Here is a 22,584-nt window from a genome sequence, read left to right on the forward strand (position 1 = left end):
TCGGCCAGCGACCACCATCCACCCCGCACCCGCGGCCCCGCCCGTACCTTCGCCCGCATGCAGGAGGGGCCTACGTTACGCGATTTTCTTACGCTGCTCGGCCTGAGTCTGATTTGGGGCAGTAGCTACGTGCTCATCAAGTGGGGGCTGGAGGTATTCACTGCCCGGCAGGTGGGGGTGCTACGGCTGGGTATCTCCGCACTGGCGCTGGCACCCCTGGCCGCGATCCACCTACGGCGGGTACGGCTGGGTCAGCTCCCGCTCCTGATCGTAGTGGGGCTCACCGGTACGGCCCTGCCGGCTTTTCTGTTTCCGACCGCGCAGCAGTACCTGAGTAGTAGTCTGACGGGGATGCTGAGCAGCCTCACGCCGCTGTGTACCTTCCTGGTGGCCTGGTTGGCTTTTCGCAACCGGCCGGTGCGGCAGCAGGTGACCGGTATCGTGCTGGGGCTCACGGGCGCGCTAGGACTGGCCTACATTTCTCCGGCGGGGGAGGGGGATAGTACTCAGCAGCTGGGGTATGCTGGGTTGGTACTACTGGCCTGCCTGTGCTATGGTACGGCCGCCAATCTAGTGGCCAATTACCTCCGCCAAGTACCAGCCCTTACCATTACGGTGGTGAGTTACTTCCTGGTGGGTCTGCCGGCTCTGGGGTATGCGGTGGGTGCGGCGGGGGTCATACCGACGGTGATGCGGGCGGGCACCGCGGGTGCAACGGCGCTGGCGTATGTCAGCATCCTGGCCCTCGGCAGCACGGTGCTGGCGGGACTAGTCTACTACCGGTTGATCCAACGGGCGGGGGCAGTGTTTGCCAGCACAGTGAGTTATTTGATCCCGGTAGTGGCACTTATCTGGGGACTAGCCGACGGAGAGGGGGTAGTGTGGCAACAACTGCCGGCGGTGGCGCTGGTGCTGGTGGGCATTTTTCTGAGCAAGCGCAAGTGATGGGACACTTTATCTCGCCGATTTTATCGTTCTTGTTCTGCCGCCGTTTCCTACGGTGGGCTGCTAAGCTGGCTGCATGAAGGTATTTTTACTTACACTATTTGTGTTACTGTCTTTGGCGAGCTGGGCGGGCCCAGGTGACTCCCTATACATTCAGGAGGTGTATCTGGTGGGGCATAAGAAAACGCGGCCGCGGGTGGTATTCCGGGAGATGACCTTCGGGCAGGGCGACCGGGTGGCCGTGGCCGATTTTGAGCAAGAGGTCACGCGGAGCTATAACAACCTGATGAATACCGGCCTATTTGCCTCTGCTACGATTACCTACGATACGACGCAGCTGGAGGATGGGGGGCGTATGGCCGTGATCGTGAATATGCGGGAGACGTGGTACATCTACCCCGTGCCGGTATTCGAGCTGGCCGACCGCAATTTTAACGTGTGGTGGAATGAGCAGGAGCGTTCCCTGGACCGGGTCAACGTTGGGGGGAAGTTGACGTACTACAACTTTTCGGGACAGCGCGATCGACTTAAACTAGGCTTTACGACCGGTTACACGCGCTCGTTGCAGGCGGCCTACAACTTTCCCTACCTCAACCGGGCGGGATCCATTGGGTTGGGCATCGAAATCAATCTACTACGGCGGCGGGAGCAAAACTTTTTGACGCGGGACAACCGCCAGGAATTTTACGCCGACCCAAACAACTTCGTGTACCAGAACGCCGCGGTCAATGTAGACCTCTCGTACCGCCGCCGCATTTATGTCACTCACGATTGGACCCTCGGGTGGAGGCATTCAGCCATTGCCGATACCATCGGGCAGGTGCTCAATCCCGATTTCTTTGGGGGGGGGCGTACCGAGCAGAAATACTTCCGTATCGGCTATGATTTTACGAATGACCGGCGGGACGTGCGCAATTATCCCTGGGCGGGAAAGTATTATTCGGTGGGTATAGCCAAGGAGGGCCTCGGTATTTACGGGGAACGCGATGGGATGGAGGTGCACGCTGATTACCGCCGGTACTTACCCTTTGGAAAGCACGCTTCGTTTAATTACGGGCTGGCGGGTAAGTACAGCCTCATCCGTACCCGTCAGCCGTTTTTGGAAAACCGGGCCATTGGCTTCGGTAATAACGGTCTGATCGGATATCAATTCTACGTTGTGGACGGCCTGGATATGCTCATCTGGCGTCTGGGACTACGCCGGGAGCTATTCAAGACCAGGCTGGATCTCGGCAAGCTGGTATTCATCGATGCCTTCCGGTACATTCCGCTGCGGATGCTCGTCAATCTACAATTTAACCAGGGGGTAGCCAATGCCCCCTTCGTAGATGGATCCAATCGGCTCAACAACATTTTGCTTACCGGCGTGGGCGCGGGCATCGACCTGGTGCTCTACTACGATATGGTAGCCGGGGTCCAGTACAACCACAACCACCTGGGCGAAAATGGGGTGTACCTGAACCTGAACCTAGCATTTTAAGCGTTGAGATTTCGTAATCTTGCCGAATGCAGGTAGTTATCTACAGTCAGGTATTCAAGCAGGACGATCGCCAACCCGTACAGGAGTTGTTTGATCTACTGGCGGACGAGCAGTTTTCTACCTACGTCTATGGGCCGTACCTGGAGCAGATCAGGCCCCACCTTCGATTTAAGCGCGACGTGGGTACGTTTGACACCCATCTCGACTTTCGTATCAAGAAATTTGACATGCTCATCACCCTGGGAGGGGATGGGACCATACTCAGCGCCCTCCTGATGGTTAGGGACTATAATATTCCCATTTTGGGGATCAATCTAGGGCGACTCGGGTTCCTGGCGCGGGTGGAAAAATCGAAAATGCGGGAAGCGTTGCGGTTGCTAGCCCGCGGCCGCTTTGAGACCGAGCGGCGCGACATGCTCTACCTGGAAAGCAACCTGCCGGTATTCGGCGATACGCCCTACGCGCTTAATGACTTTACGCTCCTCAAGCGGGATACCTCCTCGATGATCACGATTCATACCTACATCAATGGAGCGTACCTGAATAGTTACTGGGCTGACGGCATCATCGTAGCCACGCCGACCGGCAGTACCGGCTATAGCTTGAGTTGTGGGGGCCCCATTGTATTTCCCGGCAGTGGTAATTTCGTGGTGACTCCGGTGGCACCGCATAACCTGAATGTACGCCCCATCGTGATTAGTGACGACGCGGTGGTGAGCTTTCAGATAGAAGGGCGGGCGGAAAACTTTCTCTCCACCCTAGATAGCCGCTTTGAAACCGTAACGGCGGTGCACGAGCTAGCAGTACGGAAGAACGACTTCGGTATTCACCTAGTCAAGCTACCCGAAATCACCTTTATGGATACCCTGCGCGGTAAGCTCAACTGGGGTGAAGATCGCCGGAATCATTAGGCAAAATAATTTTATATATATTTGCCCCGTACCGGAACATTTGATTATATAGAGGTTTTTATATCAAAGCATCCGGAGTGCGGCAACCAGCGTGGTTGGCATGGCTTTGTGACCCCGGTTCGATTACCTACCCTTAGTTATCATATAGGAGAATTGTCTTTATCCATTTATCCGCTGATCGGTTCGTACCCCCCTCCAGTTGACGGAGCGGTATTCTCCGGTGCATAACCCGTCAGTTCACTCAAATCAACCTTAATGGCTAATTTTAAAAAGGAGCTCAAGGCAATCATGTCTCGCTTCGACGCCGCCCAGGAAGCCTTCACTGAGGGGGCTAACAACCACAAGAAATCGAAGAAAAAGCTTAAGTCCGCCAAGGCTAAAATTAAAAGTCTGGAGCAAAAGGTGGCCAGCCTGGAGCAGGAGCTTAAGCTTGCTAAGAAGGCAAGTGAGGCTGATAAGGCACCCGCTGGCCCGCTTGATTCGACGGCTACCACTGCCGACAAGCCCAAGCGAGGTACGAAATCCACCGGCGCCCGTCGCGGGCGTCCGAAGAAGAGCGTAGCCACCGCGAGCGATAGCTCCGCCTCCGACGATAGTGCATCCGCCAACGGTCAGTCGGACAACGGCACCGACACCACTGACTATAATGAGAACGTCTCGGCTGAAGAACTCGCCCAGGCCGTTTCAGACGCCCCCGATACAGTGAGCGAGGCCGCTGCGGAGAAGACCTCCGACGACACGAAGTCCTCTCCCAAGCCCCGCCGCGGTCGCCCCCGCAAGACCGAGGGTGCCGCCAAGGCTGCCCGCAAGTCAGGCAGTCCGAAGAAGGCTGGCAAGGGCCGCCGGGGTCGTCCCTCCACTAAGCCGCCCGCAAGCCCCCTGACCAAGATCAGCGGCGTAGGCGTCACGATGGCTACCCGCTTCGAGGAGGCTGGCGTCACTACGGTAGAACAGTTCTCCAAGCTGTCAGACGACGATATGAAGGAGGTACTACAGAAGTGTGGCCCCCGTTACCGCAGCGCCGATGCCGCCCGTATGGAAGGATACCGCGAGGCTGCGCGCGAGGCTATGGATGCCTAGGTAGCCGGCTATACCTAAAAAAAACCGCCATCCGGAAACGGATGGCGGTTTTTTGTTGCATTACGGTTACCTTACTTCGCGGCCATGTAGCGGCGGTTGACCTCCTGCCAGTTAATCACGTCGAAGAAGGCCGAGACGTAATCCGGCCGGCGATTCTGGTAATTGAGGTAGTAGGCGTGCTCCCAGACGTCGAGGCCGAGAATGGGGGTGCCCTTTTCGTCGACAACATCCATTAGGGGGTTGTCCTGATTGGGGGTCGAGGTCACGGCCAGTTCGCCGTTGTCCTTGACGATGAGCCAGGCCCAGCCGGAACCGAACTGCCCGCCGGCGGCGTCGGAGAATTTTTGCTTAAAGGCGTCGTAGCTGCCGAAGGCTTTGTCGATGGCCTGGGCCAGTTCGCCGCTGGGTTGGCCACCGCCGTTGGGGCTCATCACCGTCCAGAAGAGGCTGTGATTGTAGTAGCCACCTCCGTTATTGCGCACCGCAGTGCTGGCGCTGCTAACGTTTTTGAGGATATCCTCGATGGACTTATCGCCCATATCGGTACCTTCCAGGGCGGCATTTAGCTTAGTGGTGTAGCCAGCGTGGTGCTTATCGTGGTGAATGTCCATCGTGCGGGCATCGATGCTGGGCTCGAGGGCATTGGAGGGGTAGGGGAGATCGGGAAGGGTGAACATAGTGGGTGGGATGAATGAATTAATGTGCGTAAGGCCACGACAAAGGGTGTCCGACCGCCGCCTTGCTACAACGTAGCAGTCCGGGCAGGGTTGACCCCACGCTCCTCCGTACGGGTACTACCTTTGCGGGATGCCCACTAAGTATATCTGCATCCACGGTCATTATTATCAGCCCCCCCGGGAGAATGCCTGGTTGGAGACGATTGAAATCCAGGATAGTGCCGCCCCCTACCACGACTGGAACGAGCGCATCAATGAGGAATGCTATGCACCCAATGCCACGGCACGGGTACTGAATACCGAGCAACACATCACCCGCATATCGAATAACTACGCCCGCATAAGCTGGAATATGGGGCCTACCCTGCTATCGTGGCTGGAGGTACATGACCCGGCCACCTACGCTCACGTAATTAAGGCCGACCGCCAGAGCCAGCAACAGTATAGCGGACACGGATCGGCCGTCGCCCAGAGCTACAACCACATTATCATGCCGCTGGCTAACCGGCGCGATCAGCAGACGCAGATCAAATGGGGCATCGCCGACTTCGCTTACCGCTTCGGCCGTCAGCCGGAGGGCATGTGGCTCGCCGAGACGGCCGTTGATACGGCCTGCCTGGAAGCACTAGTCGATAATGGCCTGAGCTATATGATCCTGGCCCCCCGCCAGTGCCGGGCGGTACGGGCCGGCGACGGCGAGCAGTGGCACGAGGTACACGGTGGGGTAGATACTCGGCGCCCCTACCGCTGCGTACTTCCCAGTGGCCGCAGTATTGCCTTGTTTTTTTACGACGGCGACGTAGCTAAGGCCGTAGCCTTTGAAGGCCTCCTTAATGACGGTCGCCTGCTGGCCAACCGCCTAATGAATAGCCTCGACGGCGACGACGAGGTGCAGCTGGCCCATATCGCCACTGATGGCGAAAGCTACGGTCACCACCACGCCAAGGGGGAGATGGCCCTAGCCGCCTGCCTGGACGACATCGACCAGCACCCCGCGTACCGCCTCACTAACTATGGGGAGTTCCTGGAGCTCCACCCCCCCACCTGGGAGGCCCGCATCCACGAAAATAGCTCCTGGTCCTGCGTGCACGGGGTGGAACGCTGGCGCAGTGACTGTGGCTGCGAGACGGGCGGCGGGCCGGGCTGGCACCAGCGCTGGCGGGCCCCCCTGCGCGCTGCGCTGGATAGGGTACGCGACCGGCTAATCGAGGTGTTCGAAACGGAGGGGGGAAGCCTATTCACCGACTGCTGGGCGGCTCGCGACCAGTACATCGACCTGGTGCTGGATCGGTCGCCCAACCAGACCGCTGCCTTCATTCGTCGGGTGGCGAAACTTGATTCCGTTACCGACCAGCAAAAAATCAGGATGCTCCGGCTACTGGAAATGCAGCGGCACGCGATGCTGATGTATACCAGCTGCGCCTGGTTCTTCAATGAGGTGACCGGTATCGAAACCCTACAGGTGCTACAGTACGCCAACCGGGCCCTGCACCTCTGTGAGGTACTTACCGGTAAGGACTACCATACCGATTTTATCGCCGACCTGGAACACATCGAAAGCAATGTGCTACCCAATGCCGCGGTAGCCTACCACGACACCGTAATGCCGGCCCGGGTGGGCCTGCTTCGGGTAGGTATGCACTTCGCCGCCGCCAGTCTATTCGAGGAGCAGCCCGCGCAGCTCGAACTGTTCAACTACCGGAGTGAGCTACAGGCCCTACGGCAGTTCCGGGCCGGTGCGTTTCGGCTCACGGTGGGGCAGATGCGCATCGTATCCAAGATCACCCACAGCTCCTCGGCCTTCAGTTACGCGGTGCTGTACCTGGGGCAGCAGGCGATGATTGGGGAAATCTGTCAGGATATGTCCGCCGAGCAGTTCAACGATCTGCTACCGGAGCTAGAGCAGGAGTTCCGCGACGGACACGTCAGTGAGGTAATCAACCTCATGAAGGACTACTTCTGCCACCAGAGCTTTTCGGTTTATCACCTGTTCCGCGATGAGAAGCGCAAGATTCTGCTGGAGATGACGGAGCGCACCCTCGGGATCGCCGCGGCCAGTTTTTCGGATGTCTACTACGACAACTACCAACTGATGAGCACCATGCGGGCCAGTGGGCTACCGCTGCCCGATAGCTACCGGGCCACTATTAGTTTTACGATGCGGCGGCGACTCCTAAACCTGCTCTCGGCCCAGCAGGGGGTAGACCGCGCCCGCCTACAGCGCATCGTCGCCGACCACCGTCACTGGAACCACCGGTACAAAGAGCCCGCGCTACTGGAGAATGCCGCAGAGCAGCGGATCCACGCCCTCATCCGGCAAGCCGTACGGCAACCCGCCCTGTGGCAGTGGATCCTGGAACTGGTCCATGCCCTGCGCCAGCTGGGTCTACAACCTAATTTTTACCGCGCCCAGACTAGCCTGCTCAACGCCTGGACGCCGGACTACGCCAACGGCCTCACCGCCTCGGAGCGTATGGCCGGACTAGGCCTGGCCCGCGAGCTGGAGCTCCAGCTCGGTTTCGTCGACGCGCTGCAGCCCGTTTAGGTCCGTGCGACTGGCACTGCTGGCCCCTCTAGAGTACCCCCTCACCGAACCCTATGCCGGGGGGCTGGAGCGCCACACCGTGCAACTCGCCCGGGGGCTGGCGGAGCTAGATGAAACGGTGACCGTCTTTGCCCGCCGGGGTTCCGATTCACTGCCGGGGGTGGAGCTGGTCACGGATTTTGAAGACTACCAAACCCTCCTGCGCTACCTACGCACCGCCCCCTTCGATCTGCTGCACAACAACACAATTAACTTCCTGCCCCCGCTGCTCTCGTTTCGCCTGCCCTTTCCGGTGGTCACTACCCTACATACGCCGCCTTACCGGCGCTTGCTGCCGGGTGCCGTGGCCTCGCGACTACTCGGCGGATCGACTTTCGTAGCCATCAGCGCGCACCTGGCGCAGCGTTGGGTACGGTACACGGGGCCGGTGGCGGTAATTCATAACGGGATCGATCCCGGGGAGTGGCCCTTCGCTAGGGTTGCACCTGCGTGTACCGCCCTGTGGTACGGACGGATCACGCCGGAGAAGGCTCCGCACCTGGCCGTGCTGGCGGCGCGCCGGGCGGGGTACACGCTGAAACTGGTCGGCCCGGTGGTGGACAAGGATTACCACACGACGCAAGTACTGCCCCTCCTGGGAGAGGACGCGGTTTACCTGGGCCACCTGGGAGGCGCGGAGTTACTGCCCCATACGGCCGTGGCGGTGGGGCTGTTTACCTCGGTGTGGGACGAGCCCTTCGGTCTGGTGATTCCGGAGCTGCTGGCCTGTGGTACGCCGGTGGCGGGGTTTGCGAGTGGGGCCGCACCGGAATTGGTAGACGATAGGGTGAGTACCCTCGTGCCGGTGGGCAATGTGCTAGGACTAGCCGCCGCCCTCCCCCGGGCCGCCGCCCTTGATCGCGCCGTGTGTCGTACCTATGCGGTGGAACAGTTTAACGTGGGGAAAATGATCGCCACTTACCACGCCCTCTACCTTCGGCTTCTGGCCTAATCTTGCTACACCATGACCCTTCCCCTAACCAACGACCTGGTTTTCTTCGACCTCGAGGCCACCGGACTCAATCTCACCCGCGACCGCATCGTGCAGATCGCCCTCATCAAGCTCTCTGCCGACGGCAGCCCGCAGCAGGAGCTGGAAATGAAGATTAACCCCACCATTCCGATCAGCGCCGAGGCCAGCGCCATCCACGGGCTCAGCGATGCCGACGTGCGCGATGCGCCTACTTTTCAGGAGGTGGCCGCTAAGATTCAGGATTTTATCGGGACGGCCGATCTGGCTGGGTACAACTCGAACCGCTACGACGTGCCCCTGCTACAGGAGGAGTTCTACCGCGCAGGTATCTTCTTTGACACCGGCGGCCGCCGCCTCATCGACGCCCAGCAAATCTTCTACCAGATGGAGCCGCGTACGCTAAGCGCTGCCCTCAAGTTCTACGCCGGCAAGGAGATGGAAAACGCCCACGATGCGCTGGCCGACGTGCGCGCCACAGTCGATGTATTCACCGGGCAGTTGCGTCACTATGCCGGCGCGACCTACGAACGGGAGGATGGCACCATAATCGAGCCCTTCGCCGACCTTGATGCCGTGGCCGATTTCTGCAAAGACGACCGCTTCCTGGATGCCACCCGCCGCCTCAAGCGCGGTCCCGACGGCGTACCCGTATTCAACTTCGGCAAACACGCCGGCAAACCCGTCGCTGAGGTCTTCGCCAAGGAGCCGAGCTACCTGCGTTGGATCCTGGAAAAGGACTTCACGACCGAGGTAAAAACCCTAGTGCAGGTGATCGAGGAAGAACGCAAAAAGAAATAGATTCTTTCCCGATGACTAGCGGCGCTCGTCGTCATCAAAGCCGGTGCCGTGACCGTAGCCGCCCTTGCTCTGGTCCACGTTCTTCAGGTCGTCATCGTCCTGATCGGCGTGGTCCTTCTTTGGGTCCTTATCCGTCTTCTTGTCGTCCTTATCATCGGCGAGCAGGGGGCGCTGGCTCTTGGCGTCGAAGAGGCGGTAGCGGGTGGGGGTGCGGTTGAAGTGCATGGTTGTCGGCTTTATGGGGTAACTACGATGTAAGACTCTTAGTTCGTCACATTCCAGCGCTGCCTGAGGCAGCATTGTACTGCCTGTCTACCCGCGCAGCGGTCTACCCCCCGAAGGGGGTCTACACCCTCTCCCCCCGAAGGGGTCTACCACGTGGGCCCAGTAGGATTTGAACCTACGACCAACGGATTATGAGTCCGCGGCTCTAACCGCTGAGCTATGGGCCCGGTCAGCGCGCAAAGATAAGCGGCTAGCCGTAGAGCTCCAAAATAACCTGCTGCTCGGCGTAGCCCATGGCAAGGAGATTAGCGCGCGCTTCGTCGACCATGGCACTCCAGCCACAGAGGTAAAACCGCAGATCGCTCCGGGGCGTAGCGTAGTTACGCTGGTACACCTGATGCACGTAACCGGCTAGGGCTTCCAATGAGGTGGTTTCTCCGGGAAGTTCACGACTCAGCGTAGCCGTATAGGTGAAGTTGGGATACCGCTCGCTCAGTCGCTCGAATTCCTCCCGGTAGAGCAAATCCTCCGGCCGCCGGCAACCGAAGATGAGGTGAAAGTAGCGGTTCTCCCGGGGTAGTCGCTGATAGAGCATGGACCGAAAGGGCGCCACCCCGGTGCCCGTACAGACCATCACCACGTCGTAGTCGAGCGGCCGTTCGGGAAGGGTAAATACGCCCCCTGGCTCCTTGGTGAGCACCTGCGTCCCCGCCCCGGCTTCCTCGAAGAGGTACTTCGTGCCCCGCCCGCCCGGAAGCTGTACGATGCAGAGCTCAGCTTCGTTGGTTTCGTTGGGGGGCGAGGCGATGGAGTAGCTGCGCCAGCGTTCCCGGCGATTCTCGCTGATGGGCAGGTCGAGGGTCAGAAACTGCCCGGGCCAAAAATCGAGCCGCTCGCGGTCGGGTAGGGCTACCCAGAAGCTGCGTACCGTAGGGCTTCGGTCCTGGGTGCGCGTGATCACCGCCTCCTTCCATTTACTCATAATGCCATATCGTGGTAGGGGATAAAGGTGCCGTAGCCCCGCTCGGCAAAGTAGGCCCGCAGCTGTTCCCTAGGTTGCTCGCTCAGGGCCCAGATGAAGTCGCCGCCCCAGGCGCCCAGGCTCTTGAGTGTACCGGGGAAGTCGGGAAATGTTTCCTGCACGGGGTGCAACGCTAGTGCTTCGGCGATAAGTCGTTCGTGCCGTTCGAGCAGTCGGGCGGCGGTGCGCAGGTGCAAAGCAACTTGTAGGAGGCCGGTGAGCTCACTTACCTCCCCGGCCACCTGGGGCGCCACGTCCGCCGCTCGGTACGCCCGAATGCCTTGCCGACTATCCTGTTTTCGGTTGCGGTACACGAAGTAGGTCTGCCGGAGCCAGTCCGGTCGCCAGGTGATGGGGCTAACCAGGGGCCTGCCGGATTCCCCGCGCTTGTACAGGATGGGGCCCGCCGCGGTGGCGCAGGCTAGATCGTAGCCGCTGCCGCCGAAGGTGCCGGCCAGCAGGGCATAGGGGTCCACCCCAAGGAACTCGGCCAGAAAGCTGACCAATGTGGAGCTGCTACCCAGTCCCCAACTAGGCTCGAACTCGAGATAGCAGTGGACGTGCTTACCGACCAGCCCCTCCTCCGTACAGCCAGGTTTGAGCTGCTCCGCCGCGTGGAATAGTTGCAGCAGGCGGTCCCGCACCGGCTCCCCACCCGGCCGCGGTTCGTTCCATTCCCCGGCATGGAAGGAGTGGCTACGTATCGGCCGGGAAGTACTGACCCCGCCGACCGACCACGTCAGCTCGTAGCGGGTCGGTGAGGGGAACGGGGTGACCGTAAAGCGCTGGCCCGCTTTGGTGGGGATAGCTAGGGCGGTCGCTCCGTCGAGCACGAAGTATTCGCCGGTCAGCAGTAGTTTGCCGTGGTAGTAGTACTCCTGAAGCATGGGGGCACAAAGAAAAGGCCACGCTACCGAAGCAGCGTGGCCTTATGTCAATCAATAGCTACGGGCAGCGACTAGTTGTTGTCGTCCTCGTTGTCTTCTCCTTCGTTGCTGAGCTGCTCGCGCAGTTGCTCGAAGGCGCTTAGATCGCCCAGGGTAGAGCGCTCGTTGCTGGCATTGGTCTGCTTGACGGCCTTACGGGTGTACTGCTGCTCCTCGCGGCGCTCGCGCACGACGGTGTCCTTGGCCTCGCGGCGGATGTCGTTGACGTAGCGGCTGTGGCTGACCATAAGTTTCTTCTGGTCGCGGTCGAACTCGATGACCTTGACGGTCAGCGTCTCGTCTACCTCAGCAATGGTACCGTCCTCCTTACGCATGAGCTTGATCGGTGCGTAGGCTTCCAGTCCGTAGGGCATCTGTACGATGGCACCGCGGTCGTCCTTGCGCAGTACGGTAGCCTCGTGGTAGCTGCCCTCGGGGAAGACGCTCTCGAAGCTGTCCCAGGGGTTCTCCTCAAGTTGCTTATGGCCAAGCGACATCTTGCGGTCGCGGTCGTCTACTTCCAGTACTACGACGTCGATGTCGTCGCCCACCTTGACGAACTCACTGGGGTGGCCGAAGCGCTTGGTCCAGCTCAGGTCGCTGATGTGGATCATGCCACCAATGCCGTCGTTGAGCTCGACGAATACCCCGTAGGGGGTGAGGTTTTTGACCTTACCGGTGTGCTTGGAGCCGACGGGGAAGTTGATGTTGATCGTATCCCAGGGGTCCTGCTGCAGCTGCTTGATCGACAGCGACATCTTGCGGTCGTCGCGGTCGATGGTCACCACCTTGGCGTCGCGAGTCTCGCCGACGCTGAAGTACTCCCGGGCGTTGATGGGCTGGTTGCTCCAGGTCACCTCACTGACGTGCACCAGGCCTTCTACGCCGGGCATGATCTCGAGGAAGGCACCGTAGTCTTCGATATTGACTACGCGGCCCTCGACGGTGCTGCCCTCGGTGATGGTCTCGTCCAGGACCTCCCAGGGGTGGGGCTGGAGTTGCTTCAGACCGAGGCTGATCCGCTTCTTGTTCTCGTCGAAGTCCAGTACGGCCACGTTGACCTTCTGATTGAGCTCGAGGATATCGGAGGGGTGGTTGATGCGGCCCCAGCTGATGTCGGTGATGTAGAGCAGTCCGTCGACGCCACCCAGGTCAAGGAAGGCCCCGAAGTCGGTGATGTTTTTGACGATACCCTCCAGTACCTGACCGCGTTCGAGGCTGGCGATGATGGCCTCGCGCTGCTCGGCCAGATCGGACTCGATGAGGGCCTTGTGGCTCACCACGGCGTTCTTGATGGTCTCGTTGATCTTGACCACCTTGAATTCCATCGTTTTGCCCACGTAGGCGTCGTAATCGATGATGGGCTTGATGTCGATCTGCGAGCCGGGTAGGAAGGTCTCCAGTCCGCCGCAGTCGGCAATGAGGCCGCCCTTGGTCTTGCTGATCACCTTACCGTTGATCACGGTGCCATTAGCGTAGGAGTCGCGGATGCGGTCCCAGGCGCGGAGCAGCTTGGCCTTGCGGCGGCTGAGTACTAGCTGTCCTTTCTCATCTTCCTGCTGCTCTACGTACACCTCGACGGTGGAGCCGACCTCGACGTCCTGATCGCGGAACTCGGAGAGGGGGAGCAGGCCGTCGCTCTTGTAGTTCAGGTCCAGGATGACGTCGCCGTCGATGATGGCCGACACCTTGGCCGACATGATCTCGGCTTCCTGGATGTTGGTCATCGAGGCCTCGTACTCCTTTTCCATGGCCAGGCGCTCGGCATCACTGTAGCGGTTGTCGATCTTAGCGATGGCGTCCCAGGCGAAGTCGTCATGAGCGGAGCCGGTGGCCCCGCTGGTGTCGGCTTCTTCAATTTCCACGGCTTCCTCCTTCACCTCTTCGGTGAGGGCTACGGATACCTTGGAGCTCTCCTTACGGATCACCTTGGCGGTGGGCGCGGAGGATTCTTCCTCCTCGTCGAGGCTCTCGGTGGCGTCTTCCAGTGCCTCATCTACGACCTCGGCGGGCGCGCCGGGCGTGGGCTTGATTACGGACCGGGTTTCCGTTACGGCGATGGAGCCATCGGCAGCGGCGCCGGGGTTGGCTTGTTCTTCAATGGTGGGTTGGGCCTCCGGGGTAAGGGAATCGGTGGAGGTCTCCTCGGTCCCGTCTACTTGCGGGTCCTGATTATCATCTACTGGCATGTGATGATGGGTTTAAACGGTTGATACGTTGGGCCGCTTCGGGGGCGGCCGTTCCCCTTCCTTTTCCGGGGGTGCCGGTTAAGGGAGCGCAAAGATACGGAAAGTAAACCAGCTTCGCTGGGTAGAGCCTGCGGCGTCTACCCGCGAAGCGATCTACCTGCGCGAAGCGCAGTCTAAAAAACCGCGAAGGGCGAAGCCCAACGCGGTTTTTCTGAGGTTGGGAGCGGATTCGAACCGCCGTACAAGGTTTTGCAGACCTTTGCCTAGCCACTCGGCCACCCAACCAGGGGAGGGCAAAAGTAGGTGGCCCACGGGGGGAGTACCAAACTTTGCCACCGGTTTATTTACCGAATCAAGTGGACAACGCCCGTGCGCCGGCTTAAGTTCCCGGTGGGGGTGGTGTAGCTGAGGGTGTAGAGGTAGCTGCCGGTGGGCGCGGCGGTGCTGCCGATGAAGCCGGACCAGGGAAGGCCGGGCTGGTCGGAGGAGAAGACCAGGGCTCCCCAGCGGTCGAAGATGAAGAACTCGTAGCTCGCTAGCTGGGGCGCGGTACCGAAGATGGGCCCAAACACGCGATTTTCCGGCTGCTGGGCGGTAGGACTGAAGGCATTAGGAAAGAACACTTCCGGCTCCTCGAAGAGACAAGCTTGGTTGGAAAGGAAGGAAAAGGTAGCCACACTATCGACGGGGGTGTAAGTGGCCGCGATGCGGTAACAGCGGGGCCCGCCGGCGGGGGGTGGGGACTGGTCGAGATAGGTCAAGTCCGTAAGTGAATCCGCTAGCGGGGTGAAGCTACCGTCTGGATTTACGGCGAGTACCGCATAGGTGATGGTGCCGGCAAGGTTATTAACCAGTGGCGTCCAGTCGAGGGTAGCACCGCCCGGGGCCGGCTCGGCAAAGAGATAGACGGGGCTCACGGCGTTGGTGATCAGCGTATCGCCGCACTCATCCTGCAAAAGGAGCCGGGCGGAGTCGATCAGTACCTGATCGGAGCCGCTAAAGGGAAGGTTGAGCTCGGGTGCACTGAAGGACTCCGGAATAATGGAAATTTCCTCCACCGTGATGCCGCGGTACAGCTCTAGACTAGCCGCTACGGGTAGCGGGTTGTCGGTAGTCTCAAAGGGCAGGCGCACCGCCCCACCGTTGACCTCGATGCCGTACACATCGAAGGGACGGATAGGGGGAATAATAGCTAGCGTAATGCAAAATGTGTCGGTGCGCACCGTTTCCCCGGTGGCGTAGGTGCCCTCCTGGTAGAAGCAGATGGTCTCGCCGTCATTACCCCCATCGTAGATCAGCGTATCGGCAGCTCCGAGTTCGTAAGGTTCCTCTGTAAACGGCCCACCGTCCACTGAAGCATACAGCCGCAGTGGTTCGGCCAGGGTGTCGAGTAGGGTAGAGGTGCCGGTGGTGGTCCGAACCAGGCTCACCTCCGAGATACAGCCCTGGCCGCCACTGCCGGTTAGGCCCACAGCCGAGGTGATTTGACTCTGGGGCGTATCGTTGCCGCAGGGATCGATGGCAACCACCACATAATCACGCGCGGTGAGGGAATCAACCGGTACGTCGGTAACGCGGTAGGTTGTCTCGTCACCCACGGTATCGAGGGGGAAGGTACCCGTGTCGGTGACTTCCAGGATCACGTAACCACTCACCTCCGGGGAGGGCGAGGGGTCCCAACCGATGAGCAGGTCGCCGTCCTCTACACTGACGTAGCGTAGGTTGATGGCCGCCGGGATACGGTTGTCGAGGGTGTCGCTGCTGAGTGTGGTCGATCCGGGACAGTCGTAGCGGTAGCGTAGGTAATAGAAAAACTGCTCGCCGGTGGGGTTCTCATCGCGGTACTCGGTGGTGGTAGGATCGGTGAGGGTAGCAAGTAAGGTGTAGGGGCCGGCTTCCGCAGTGCTACGGTAAATCTCCGTGGCCTGGTAGGCACCACAGCTGTCACTGACGTTAGCCCAGGTGAGAATTTCACCGCCGGCCTCCGGGCGGGTGCACAGGAACTCCGGCGCGGCCACCTCCTGGGCGGGCAACCAACTACTGAGGGCCAGGGCCCAGATGAGATAGCGGAGGAACAATTGTGTGTGCTTAGTGTCAGTGACTCTATCATGCAACGCAACGGGCGGCACCCATGTTATGGCGCACGGCGGACAGCCTCCCTAGTCCATCACATCATCCGCTTCGGATAGATCGAATAGGGTGATGGGCGTACGGAAACGGGCGCTGAGTTCGCGGCGAATCCGGTCGCGGCGGTAGAGACTGCGCCGAAAATCCGTTTTTACTGTCTGTTTATCACTCCGCACCGCGTAGGATTCGAGCGGCCCCCGGATGGTGTAGTACACATTAAAAAGCCCATTGCGGGCCGGTAGTACTTCCAGGGCGCTATCGTGGCGGCTCAGCTTATTGGTCACTACCTGACCCGCGTTGACCTTGACGTTGTAGTCCAGGTACTGATCGAAGGTATGACTGCCGCTTAGCGTGAGGTTGATGGCACTGGACTGGACGAACATGGCCGGAATGTAGATCGTCCGGTCCCGGATCTCGAATACGTTGGCCAGGCGGGTAAAGCGAACGCGCTCGAGGTCACTGGCTTTGAGGGCGAAGGCGAAATTTTCGAGCATGCCAAAGTCCCGTAGCTCGCCGTCTAGAATCTCCAGATTAGCTCGGGCCCCTAAGCTTTGATAATTTAACGCTCCCAGCGCATCGTAGGTCATATCCAGCAGGAGTTGCGCGTTCAGGCGACCGGTGAGGTGGTCGGCGGTGAGCACCTCCTGACCGAAGTTCTCGCACTGGCGGAAGAATTCGGGGGCATCTACTTCCTCCGCGGCCACCCGAGCATCGACGGTCGTACTATCCGCGAAGTAAGTGATGGCGTCTACCCGAAATTGCCCCCCCATGGCGGCGGTAAGCCCCCGCACGTCGAGGCGGCCGGGTAGGAAGACCAGTTGCCCCCTGAAGTCTGTGCCGTGCATCTCTTCCCACTGCCATGCCCCTATATCTGCCGCGAAGGTGCCGTGGAGCAGATCGGTGAGTCGCGGTTCTGGCCGTCGAGCGGCCTCCCCCCGTCGGACGGCCTCCCCCCGTCGGACGGCCTCCCCGGAATAGCCAGCTAAGCTAAGCAACTCGGCCACGTCCAGTCGTTCTCCGCTCAGGGTGGCGGTGAAGCGCAGGGCGGCGTCGCGGGAATTGAGGCTGTCGGAAAAAAGTACGGGGATGAGGTTGCTGCCCCGCCCGCTGAGGGTACAGCGGGAGTTGGGGAAGACTACGGCCAGGTCAGTAACCGTGAGCTCGTTATCGTCCAGAACTACCGTACCGGCGGGCAGAGAAAGCGGAACGTCCAGGTACGTTAATTTGGCATCTTCCAGGAGTAAGGTGCCGGTGGAACTTACACGACCCGCCCGCCGCGGTTCTACCATATCGGCGTAGCGGCCGCTAAGCGATAGGTCGTCCAGGTGTAGCAACCCTGCCGCCCCGGTCACGGCCGCCGACTCCGGTAGCAAAGCGGGCAGCACGTCCAGCGGCAGGCTACCCCGGGCGCTGAAGGTGAGCTGTGGATCGGCCAGGTCCTCCAGCCGAAGCCGGAGGTCGAAGGGTGCCCCGGCGAAGGTACCGCTCAGCTCTTCGATAGCGAAGGCCTGCATGCCGCCCCGGGGCCCATCGAGGTAAGCGAAGGTGGCCTGCAGGGTTACGTTGCGCGCCGTAGTATTCATTCGGGAGCTACCGAGCCGGCCGTCGGTGAAGGTCAGATGGCCGTTGAGGTGGGGATAGTCGCGTTCGGACCACTCGCCGGTAATGTCGGCCTCGAGCGCGAGCTGCCCTTCGGTATCTAGCTCGCCCAGGGTAGCAGCGTAACCGGGTGGTAGCAGGGCGAGTACGTCGTTGAGTGCCCCGGCAGTGCTGCTGAGCCGGAGGTTGGTGATGAGGCCCTGCTCGGTTAGGGTGAGTACGCCAGTGGTTTCCACGCTGAGGTCTTGGGCAGTGAGTATCAGGGGAGTGAAACGGTAGCTGCGCTCTTCCTGGTCGATACGCAGCGCTCCACTGAGCCCAAAGGTTTTGTGGGCTAGGTAGCGGGTGCCGTCCTGATCGAAATAGGTGACCGCGACCCGGCTTTCCGTTTTCAACTCGGCGGTGGTGCTCCCGAAGTTGCCGTCGAGCCTACCTTCCCGAATGGTAAATACGGCGTCGGTTTTCAGGCGGGCGTCCTGATAGACTACGGTCACGTTGGTAAACTCGGCCGCCCGTACCAAGAAGCTTGCACCTGCGGCCCCGCCCGTTGGTTGCTCGGCCCGGTCGCCTACGGAGGTATGGGTGACCTGGTAGTTAGTATTGCCGTCGCGGTCGGTGAAGAGCTGGAGTTTGCCGTCGCGCACCCAGATACCGTTGATGCGGGGAGTACCGAATATGCTAGCCAGGTCCAGTACGCAGGCCAGGTGCTCGGCTTCCAGCAGGGTGCTGCCGTCGCTTCCGCCCACGTGCACCTGCTGTAGATCGACGGCTAGGTGAGGAAAAGAACGCAGCAGGCTCAGGTCATAGTGACCTACGGTGACGGGGGTCTGGAGCCGGGCGTTGAGGGAGTGGACGACCCGGCGGGCGATGGGGTCACCCAGGATGTGGACCGCCGCCAGCAGCAGCAGAGCCAGGGTAAGTAGCAGCAGGGTAAGACGCCGAATAAATCGCATGCAGGAGGGGCTTCCGCTAGGGCACCAGCTCGGGGACGCGGGCGAGTACCTCGCGTAGTTTGTCCTCGTTGGCCGCCGAGAGGGGAACGAGGGGCACGCGTAGGTAATTGTCGCACAGCCCCAGCAGCGCGCAGGCCGCCTTGATGCCGATGGGGTTGCCCTCTACGTAGAGCAGGGGGTGCACGTCGAGCAGGTCGAAATGGAGTTGGCGCGCTTCGGCTACATCGCTGTCTAATGCGGCCCGAACCATGCGGCTAAACTGGGCGGGCAGGGCATTGGCGATCACGCTGATGCCACCATGGGCGCCCACCGCGATCATAGCCGTGGCTAGGGGATCGTCGCCGCAGAGCACGGCCAGGTGATCCGGACGGTGCTTCAGGATTTGGGCAGCCTGATCCAGCACGCCACTGGCTTCCTTGACGGCGGCGAAGCGGTCGGTGGCCTCAGCCAGGCGCAGCACGGTTTCCGGATGTACGTTAGAGCTGGTGCGGCCGGGCACGTTGTAGATGATGAGTGGCCGGGGGGCTACCTCGGCTACTCGCGTGTAGTGCTGGTAGATACCCTCCTGGGGCGGTTTGCTGTAGGCTGGGCTGCTGGACATGATGCCCGCCACCCCGTCGAAATTGTAGTCGCGGATGGTACCTACGAGCCGCTCCGTATAGTTGCCGCCGAAGAAGCCGGCCACGATCGGCACCCGCTCGTCGACGTGGCGGATGGTGAAGTCCAGAATCTCCCGACACTCTTGGGAGCTTAGCGTAATGGCCTCCCCGGTGGTGCCGAGGCAGACGACGTAGTCCACCCCACCGGCGATCACGTGATCGATAAGGCGGCCCAGGGCGGGGTAGTCCACGGACTTATCGGCCCGAAACGGGGTGATGAGCGCAACGCCGGTGCCGGTAAATGTGGGGGGAGGAGTGCGCATGGTGATCAGTCGGAGTGGGTGACCTGCCCGATGGAGGCATACTTTTCGATGCGGTCCTCGACCATCTTATCGACCGACTTTTCCTGCACCGCGGCGATGGCCTTTTTGAGCTGGCGCTTCAGTAGTTTGGCCATCTCCTCGGGGGCGGTATGGGCACCCCCCTGGGGCTCCTTCACAATCTCATCCACGATGCCGAAGCCATGCATGTCCCCGGCGGTGAGTTTAAGGGCCTCGGCGGCCTGCTCCTTGAAGTCCCAGCTGCGCCAGAGGATACTGCTGCAGCTTTCGGGAGAAATGACCGAGTACCAGGTGTTTTCGAGCATCATCACGTGGTCGCCCAGGCCGATGCCGATGGCCCCGCCGCTGGCCCCCTCGCCGATCACGGCGCAAACGATGGGTACGCGCAACTGCGCCATCTCGAAGAGGTTGCGGGCGATGGCCTCGGCCTGTCCGCGCTCCTCGGCCTCGATACCGGGGAAGGCCCCGGGCGTATCGATCAGGGAAACTACGGGAAAGCCGAAGCGCTCGGCCAGCTTCATCAGCCGCAGGGCCTTGCGGTAGCCCTCGGGATTGGCCATACCGAAGTTACGGTACTGCCGCATTTTCGTATTGACGCCCTTCTGGTGGCCGATGAAGACGACCGTCTGCCCGTCCATATTCCCGATACCGCCCACGACGGCCTTATCGTCGCCGAAGCAGCGGTCGCCGTGCAGTTCCACAAACTTGCGGCACATCTGCTCAATGTAGTAGAGTGTATAGGGACGTTCCGGATGGCGACTTAGCTGTACGCGCTGCCAGCCGCTGAGATTGCTATAAATGTCGCGGCGCGTCTGCTTGATCCGCTCCTCCAGCTCGGCGATGGTGGGCTGCATGTCGACCACCCCGTCCTCGCTCACCGCTCTGACCTTTTCCAGCTGCTCGTGTAGCTTTTCTAGGGGTTGCTCAAAATCCAGGAATACCATAAACTAGGTCTCTTTGTATTACTAGCTCTCTACCGCCGAAGGCGTCTACACTCGCGACAGCGAGTTCTACCCCCGAAGGGGTCTAACTGCCGAAGGCATCTACCCCCGAAGGGGTCTACCTTAGCTGAACCTTCGCCGAGCCCAGCATCCCAATGTCCGTATAGATTTCTGCCCGGTAAAAGCCCTCCGCCAGCTTATCATCCAGCTCGTGGGTGAAGCTGATGCGCTGGTTACGCTCCAGGTTGACGTCGCGGCCCTCCAGGGCGATGAGATCCTTCTCCGCGCCGTTGACGATCGACTTAGCCCGCACGGGGTTCTCACTGATCACGGGGGTGGAGGATTCATCCGTCAGCACCAGGAAGATGGGGCGCACGCCGAGGTATTCCTGCGGCACGTCGGTCAGGTCGAAGCTCACGGCGATGCGGCGGGCGCGGCTGGCATTGGCGGTGTTGCTACCGTTCTTACGTAGCAGGTCGACCTGGATGGCGGTGGCCTTGAAGTTGCCTAGCGTCATGCGTTCCAGATCGGCCTCGATGCTTTCGTTCATGCGGCTGAGGTTATCGACCTTCTTGGCGTTTTCGTAGGCCTCGGTCTTGGCGGTGCTGAGATCCTGGCGCAGCACGACGTTGCGCTGCCGCAGGTCCTTGTTTTCCTCGGTCAGCTCCGTGATGCTGGTCTCGAGCATGGTGCGCACGTTGATCAGGTCCTCGATCTGCTTGCGCATTTCGTAGGCGACCTCGTTGTCGTTCTTACGCGACTTCTGGGCCTGACGCATGTCGTAGAGGGCGCGCTGGGCGGTCTCCTGCGCTTCGGTGAGCTCACCCTGTAGCTGGGCATTTTCGCCGCTGACCTCCTGGAAGGCCTGGTCGAGGCTATCGACCGACTTCATGAGGTTGTCGCGCAGTAGGGTCAGCTGCTCGGCCTCACCGGACTTTTCGGTGTAGCTGGCCTGTAGCTTGTTTTTGGTCGTCACGCCCCAGATCAGGCTACCTACAAAGAGCAGGGCCAGCAGGATGGCGATGATGGTAAGGGTGCGCTTGTTCATTGACCTTGGGCTGGTAAGGGGGCAAATTTACGGTTAAATCCAACGACGCGACCGAAACCACCCCAGCATGCCTAGGATCAGGCACAGCATCACCCCCCAGAGCACGAAGTAGCCGTAGCGGGTATGCAGCTCCGGCATATTATCCCAGTTCATGCCGTACACGCCCACCAGGAAGCTCAGGGGGATGAATATAGTAGACACGATCGTCAGGGTCTGCATCACGCTATTCATGCGGAAGCTGATCTCGCTGGTGTAGAGGTCGTAGAGGCCGTTGGTGACGTCGCGGTAGGTTTCGACCAGATCGGTGATCTGGATGACGTGGTCGCGCAGGTCGCGCACGTACACCTGGGTATCGGCCGTAATCAGGCTAGACTCGGCGTCGGCAAACCGGGTGGTGAGTTCACGCAAGGGGCTGATACTCTTGCGTAGGGTCAGGAGCGACAGCCGCAGGTCGTGGATCTTGGATTTGGTCTGTATCTCCGGCGAGCGCATGATGGTCTCCTCCAGCCTGTCCAGCTCCCCTTCAATCTGGTCGATGACGGTGAAGTATTTATCGACCACGTTGTCCACCAGGGCGTAGGCCAGGTAGTCGGCCCCCCGGGTACGGATACGGCCACTGCTGGTTTCCAGGCGTTTGCGTACGCTCTTGAAGAGGTCACCGCTATCTTCCTGAAAGCTCACCACTACGCCCTCCGTGAGGTAGATACTCACCTGCTCTACGCTCAACTCCAGCCGCTCGGCATTGAAGGCGAAGGCCTTGATGGTGAACATCACGCCGTTTTCGAAGGCTTCCATTTTGGGGCGTTGCTGTACGTCCACTACATCCTCCAGCGCCAGAGGGTGCATACCGTACTGCTTACCGAGGCGTTCCACGAGGACCAGGTCGTGCAGGCCGCGCATATCGTACCATAGGGTGGCCTTGCGGGAGTGGGGGGTGGGCAGCTCGTCGTGGGAGGTCTGTACGTTGAAGTAGTCGCCGTAATACTGCGTCAGGTGTAGGTGGATCTGCTCGGTCTGCCGCTGGCCGGTATAGACCATCGTTCCGGGTGGGGCACCGGCCTTACTGCGGGTGACCAGGGCTTTTTCTTCTTTGGAGCGGAGAAGGTTGGTGATGCGCATGGGGTGTAAACGGGCGGGGTCGCAGGTGCAAGGTACGGGGCGGGGCAG

The 22,584-nt window shown here is 60.5% G+C and carries 18 protein-coding genes and 2 tRNA genes; 7 read left to right on the forward strand and 13 right to left on the reverse strand.

Annotated elements, in window-relative coordinates; genetic code table 11:
- Window positions 1–57 precede the first annotated feature (57 nt).
- From ACOOHD_RS18770 to ACOOHD_RS18785, 4 genes are all read left to right on the forward strand, one after another.
- Window positions 58–945 carry a DMT family transporter gene (locus tag ACOOHD_RS18770; protein WP_420459413.1) on the forward strand — a complete coding sequence of 296 codons (888 nt, stop codon included), beginning with the start codon at window positions 58–60 and terminating at the stop codon, window positions 943–945.
- 76 nt (window positions 946–1,021) lie between these two features.
- Window positions 1,022–2,425: a hypothetical protein gene (locus tag ACOOHD_RS18775; RefSeq protein ID WP_420459414.1), complete on the forward strand. Its 1,404-nt coding sequence runs from the start codon at window positions 1,022–1,024 to the stop codon at window positions 2,423–2,425.
- Window positions 2,426–2,451: 26 nt separating this feature from the next.
- Window positions 2,452–3,336 carry an NAD kinase gene (locus ACOOHD_RS18780; protein WP_420459415.1) on the forward strand — a complete coding sequence of 295 codons (885 nt, stop codon included), beginning with the start codon at window positions 2,452–2,454 and terminating at the stop codon, window positions 3,334–3,336.
- A 255-nt stretch (window positions 3,337–3,591) separates the two neighbouring features.
- On the forward strand, window positions 3,592–4,416 hold the full coding sequence (locus ACOOHD_RS18785) for a hypothetical protein (RefSeq protein ID WP_420459416.1): 825 nt from the start codon (window positions 3,592–3,594) through the stop codon (window positions 4,414–4,416).
- Between the two features lie 71 nt (window positions 4,417–4,487).
- On the opposite strand, the gene ACOOHD_RS18790 is transcribed toward ACOOHD_RS18785, so the two are convergent.
- Complete coding sequence (locus ACOOHD_RS18790; RefSeq protein WP_420459417.1) at window positions 4,488–5,093, reverse strand: superoxide dismutase; 606 nt, start codon at window positions 5,091–5,093, stop codon at window positions 4,488–4,490.
- 130 nt (window positions 5,094–5,223) lie between these two features.
- On the opposite strand from ACOOHD_RS18790, the gene ACOOHD_RS18795 reads away from it, so the two are divergent.
- From ACOOHD_RS18795 to ACOOHD_RS18805, 3 genes are read left to right on the forward strand one after another with little or no spacing between them, the layout of a single operon-like run.
- Window positions 5,224–7,638, forward strand: coding sequence for a DUF3536 domain-containing protein (locus tag ACOOHD_RS18795; protein ID WP_420459418.1), 2,415 nt, complete (start codon window positions 5,224–5,226; stop codon window positions 7,636–7,638).
- A 4-nt stretch (window positions 7,639–7,642) separates the two neighbouring features.
- Window positions 7,643–8,629, forward strand: a complete 987-nt coding sequence (locus tag ACOOHD_RS18800) for a glycosyltransferase (protein WP_420459419.1) — start codon at window positions 7,643–7,645, stop codon at window positions 8,627–8,629.
- 12 nt (window positions 8,630–8,641) lie between these two features.
- Entirely contained in the window at window positions 8,642–9,448 is an 807-nt protein-coding gene (locus ACOOHD_RS18805) for an exonuclease domain-containing protein (protein WP_420459420.1), read from the forward strand.
- Between the two features lie 15 nt (window positions 9,449–9,463).
- On the opposite strand, the gene ACOOHD_RS18810 is transcribed toward ACOOHD_RS18805, so the two are convergent.
- The 12 genes from ACOOHD_RS18810 to corA all read right to left on the reverse strand — a co-directional run bounded on the left by ACOOHD_RS18810 (window position 9,464) and on the right by corA (window position 22,536).
- Window positions 9,464–9,673: a hypothetical protein gene (locus tag ACOOHD_RS18810; protein ID WP_420459421.1), complete on the reverse strand. Its 210-nt coding sequence runs from the start codon at window positions 9,671–9,673 to the stop codon at window positions 9,464–9,466.
- 154 nt (window positions 9,674–9,827) lie between these two features.
- Window positions 9,828–9,900 (reverse strand) — tRNA-Ile (locus ACOOHD_RS18815).
- A gap of 23 nt (window positions 9,901–9,923) precedes the next feature.
- Window positions 9,924–10,655, reverse strand: a complete 732-nt coding sequence (locus tag ACOOHD_RS18820; RefSeq protein ID WP_420459422.1) for a ferredoxin--NADP reductase — start codon at window positions 10,653–10,655, stop codon at window positions 9,924–9,926.
- A complete protein-coding gene (locus tag ACOOHD_RS18825) occupies window positions 10,652–11,581 on the reverse strand; it encodes a GYDIA family GHMP kinase (RefSeq protein WP_420459423.1) in 930 nt (309 codons plus the stop codon). The genes ACOOHD_RS18820 and ACOOHD_RS18825 overlap by 4 nt, the downstream gene beginning before the upstream one ends.
- 71 nt (window positions 11,582–11,652) lie before the next feature.
- Window positions 11,653–13,809, reverse strand: a complete 2,157-nt coding sequence (gene rpsA, locus ACOOHD_RS18830; protein ID WP_420459424.1) for a 30S ribosomal protein S1 — start codon at window positions 13,807–13,809, stop codon at window positions 11,653–11,655.
- 214 nt (window positions 13,810–14,023) lie between these two features.
- A tRNA-Cys gene (locus tag ACOOHD_RS18835) sits at window positions 14,024–14,094 on the reverse strand.
- 59 nt (window positions 14,095–14,153) lie between these two features.
- Complete coding sequence (locus ACOOHD_RS18840) at window positions 14,154–15,887, reverse strand: gliding motility-associated C-terminal domain-containing protein (RefSeq protein WP_420459425.1); 1,734 nt, start codon at window positions 15,885–15,887, stop codon at window positions 14,154–14,156.
- Window positions 15,888–15,968: 81 nt separating this feature from the next.
- Window positions 15,969–18,488 (reverse strand): AsmA-like C-terminal region-containing protein, encoded by a 2,520-nt coding sequence (locus ACOOHD_RS18845; protein WP_420459426.1) that lies wholly within the window; start codon window positions 18,486–18,488, stop codon window positions 15,969–15,971.
- A gap of 16 nt (window positions 18,489–18,504) precedes the next feature.
- Window positions 18,505–19,410 (reverse strand): 4-hydroxy-tetrahydrodipicolinate synthase, encoded by a 906-nt coding sequence (gene dapA / locus ACOOHD_RS18850; RefSeq protein ID WP_420459427.1) that lies wholly within the window; start codon window positions 19,408–19,410, stop codon window positions 18,505–18,507.
- A 5-nt stretch (window positions 19,411–19,415) separates the two neighbouring features.
- A complete protein-coding gene (locus ACOOHD_RS18855) occupies window positions 19,416–20,372 on the reverse strand; it encodes an acetyl-CoA carboxylase carboxyltransferase subunit alpha (RefSeq protein ID WP_420459428.1) in 957 nt (318 codons plus the stop codon).
- A 115-nt stretch (window positions 20,373–20,487) separates the two neighbouring features.
- Window positions 20,488–21,417, reverse strand: a complete 930-nt coding sequence (locus ACOOHD_RS18860) for a hypothetical protein (RefSeq protein WP_420459429.1) — start codon at window positions 21,415–21,417, stop codon at window positions 20,488–20,490.
- A gap of 33 nt (window positions 21,418–21,450) precedes the next feature.
- Complete coding sequence (corA, locus tag ACOOHD_RS18865) at window positions 21,451–22,536, reverse strand: magnesium/cobalt transporter CorA (protein WP_420459430.1); 1,086 nt, start codon at window positions 22,534–22,536, stop codon at window positions 21,451–21,453.
- Window positions 22,537–22,584 lie beyond the last annotated feature (48 nt).

The organism is Neolewinella sp. (genome assembly GCF_965214665.1).
Lineage (GTDB): Bacteria > Bacteroidota > Bacteroidia > Chitinophagales > Saprospiraceae > Neolewinella.

Excerpts from the sequence above, each read along its gene's own strand:
- ACOOHD_RS18770 (WP_420459413.1), top strand. The coding sequence starts at position 58 with ATGCAGGAGGGGCCTACGTTACGCGATTTTCTTACGCTGCTCGGCCTG.
- ACOOHD_RS18775 (WP_420459414.1), top strand. The coding sequence starts at position 1,022 with ATGAAGGTATTTTTACTTACACTATTTGTGTTACTGTCTTTGGCGAGC.
- ACOOHD_RS18780 (WP_420459415.1), top strand. The coding sequence starts at position 2,452 with ATGCAGGTAGTTATCTACAGTCAGGTATTCAAGCAGGACGATCGCCAA.
- ACOOHD_RS18785 (WP_420459416.1), top strand. The coding sequence starts at position 3,592 with ATGGCTAATTTTAAAAAGGAGCTCAAGGCAATCATGTCTCGCTTCGAC.
- ACOOHD_RS18790 (WP_420459417.1), bottom strand. The coding sequence starts at position 5,093 with ATGTTCACCCTTCCCGATCTCCCCTACCCCTCCAATGCCCTCGAGCCC.
- ACOOHD_RS18795 (WP_420459418.1), top strand. The coding sequence starts at position 5,224 with ATGCCCACTAAGTATATCTGCATCCACGGTCATTATTATCAGCCCCCC.
- ACOOHD_RS18805 (WP_420459420.1), top strand. The coding sequence starts at position 8,642 with ATGACCCTTCCCCTAACCAACGACCTGGTTTTCTTCGACCTCGAGGCC.
- ACOOHD_RS18810 (WP_420459421.1), bottom strand. The coding sequence starts at position 9,673 with ATGCACTTCAACCGCACCCCCACCCGCTACCGCCTCTTCGACGCCAAG.
- ACOOHD_RS18820 (WP_420459422.1), bottom strand. The coding sequence starts at position 10,655 with ATGAGTAAATGGAAGGAGGCGGTGATCACGCGCACCCAGGACCGAAGC.
- ACOOHD_RS18825 (WP_420459423.1), bottom strand. The coding sequence starts at position 11,581 with ATGCTTCAGGAGTACTACTACCACGGCAAACTACTGCTGACCGGCGAA.
- rpsA (WP_420459424.1), bottom strand. The coding sequence starts at position 13,809 with ATGCCAGTAGATGATAATCAGGACCCGCAAGTAGACGGGACCGAGGAG.
- ACOOHD_RS18845 (WP_420459426.1), bottom strand. The coding sequence starts at position 18,488 with ATGCGATTTATTCGGCGTCTTACCCTGCTGCTACTTACCCTGGCTCTG.
- dapA (WP_420459427.1), bottom strand. The coding sequence starts at position 19,410 with ATGCGCACTCCTCCCCCCACATTTACCGGCACCGGCGTTGCGCTCATC.
- ACOOHD_RS18855 (WP_420459428.1), bottom strand. The coding sequence starts at position 20,372 with ATGGTATTCCTGGATTTTGAGCAACCCCTAGAAAAGCTACACGAGCAG.
- ACOOHD_RS18860 (WP_420459429.1), bottom strand. The coding sequence starts at position 21,417 with ATGAACAAGCGCACCCTTACCATCATCGCCATCCTGCTGGCCCTGCTC.
- corA (WP_420459430.1), bottom strand. The coding sequence starts at position 22,536 with ATGCGCATCACCAACCTTCTCCGCTCCAAAGAAGAAAAAGCCCTGGTC.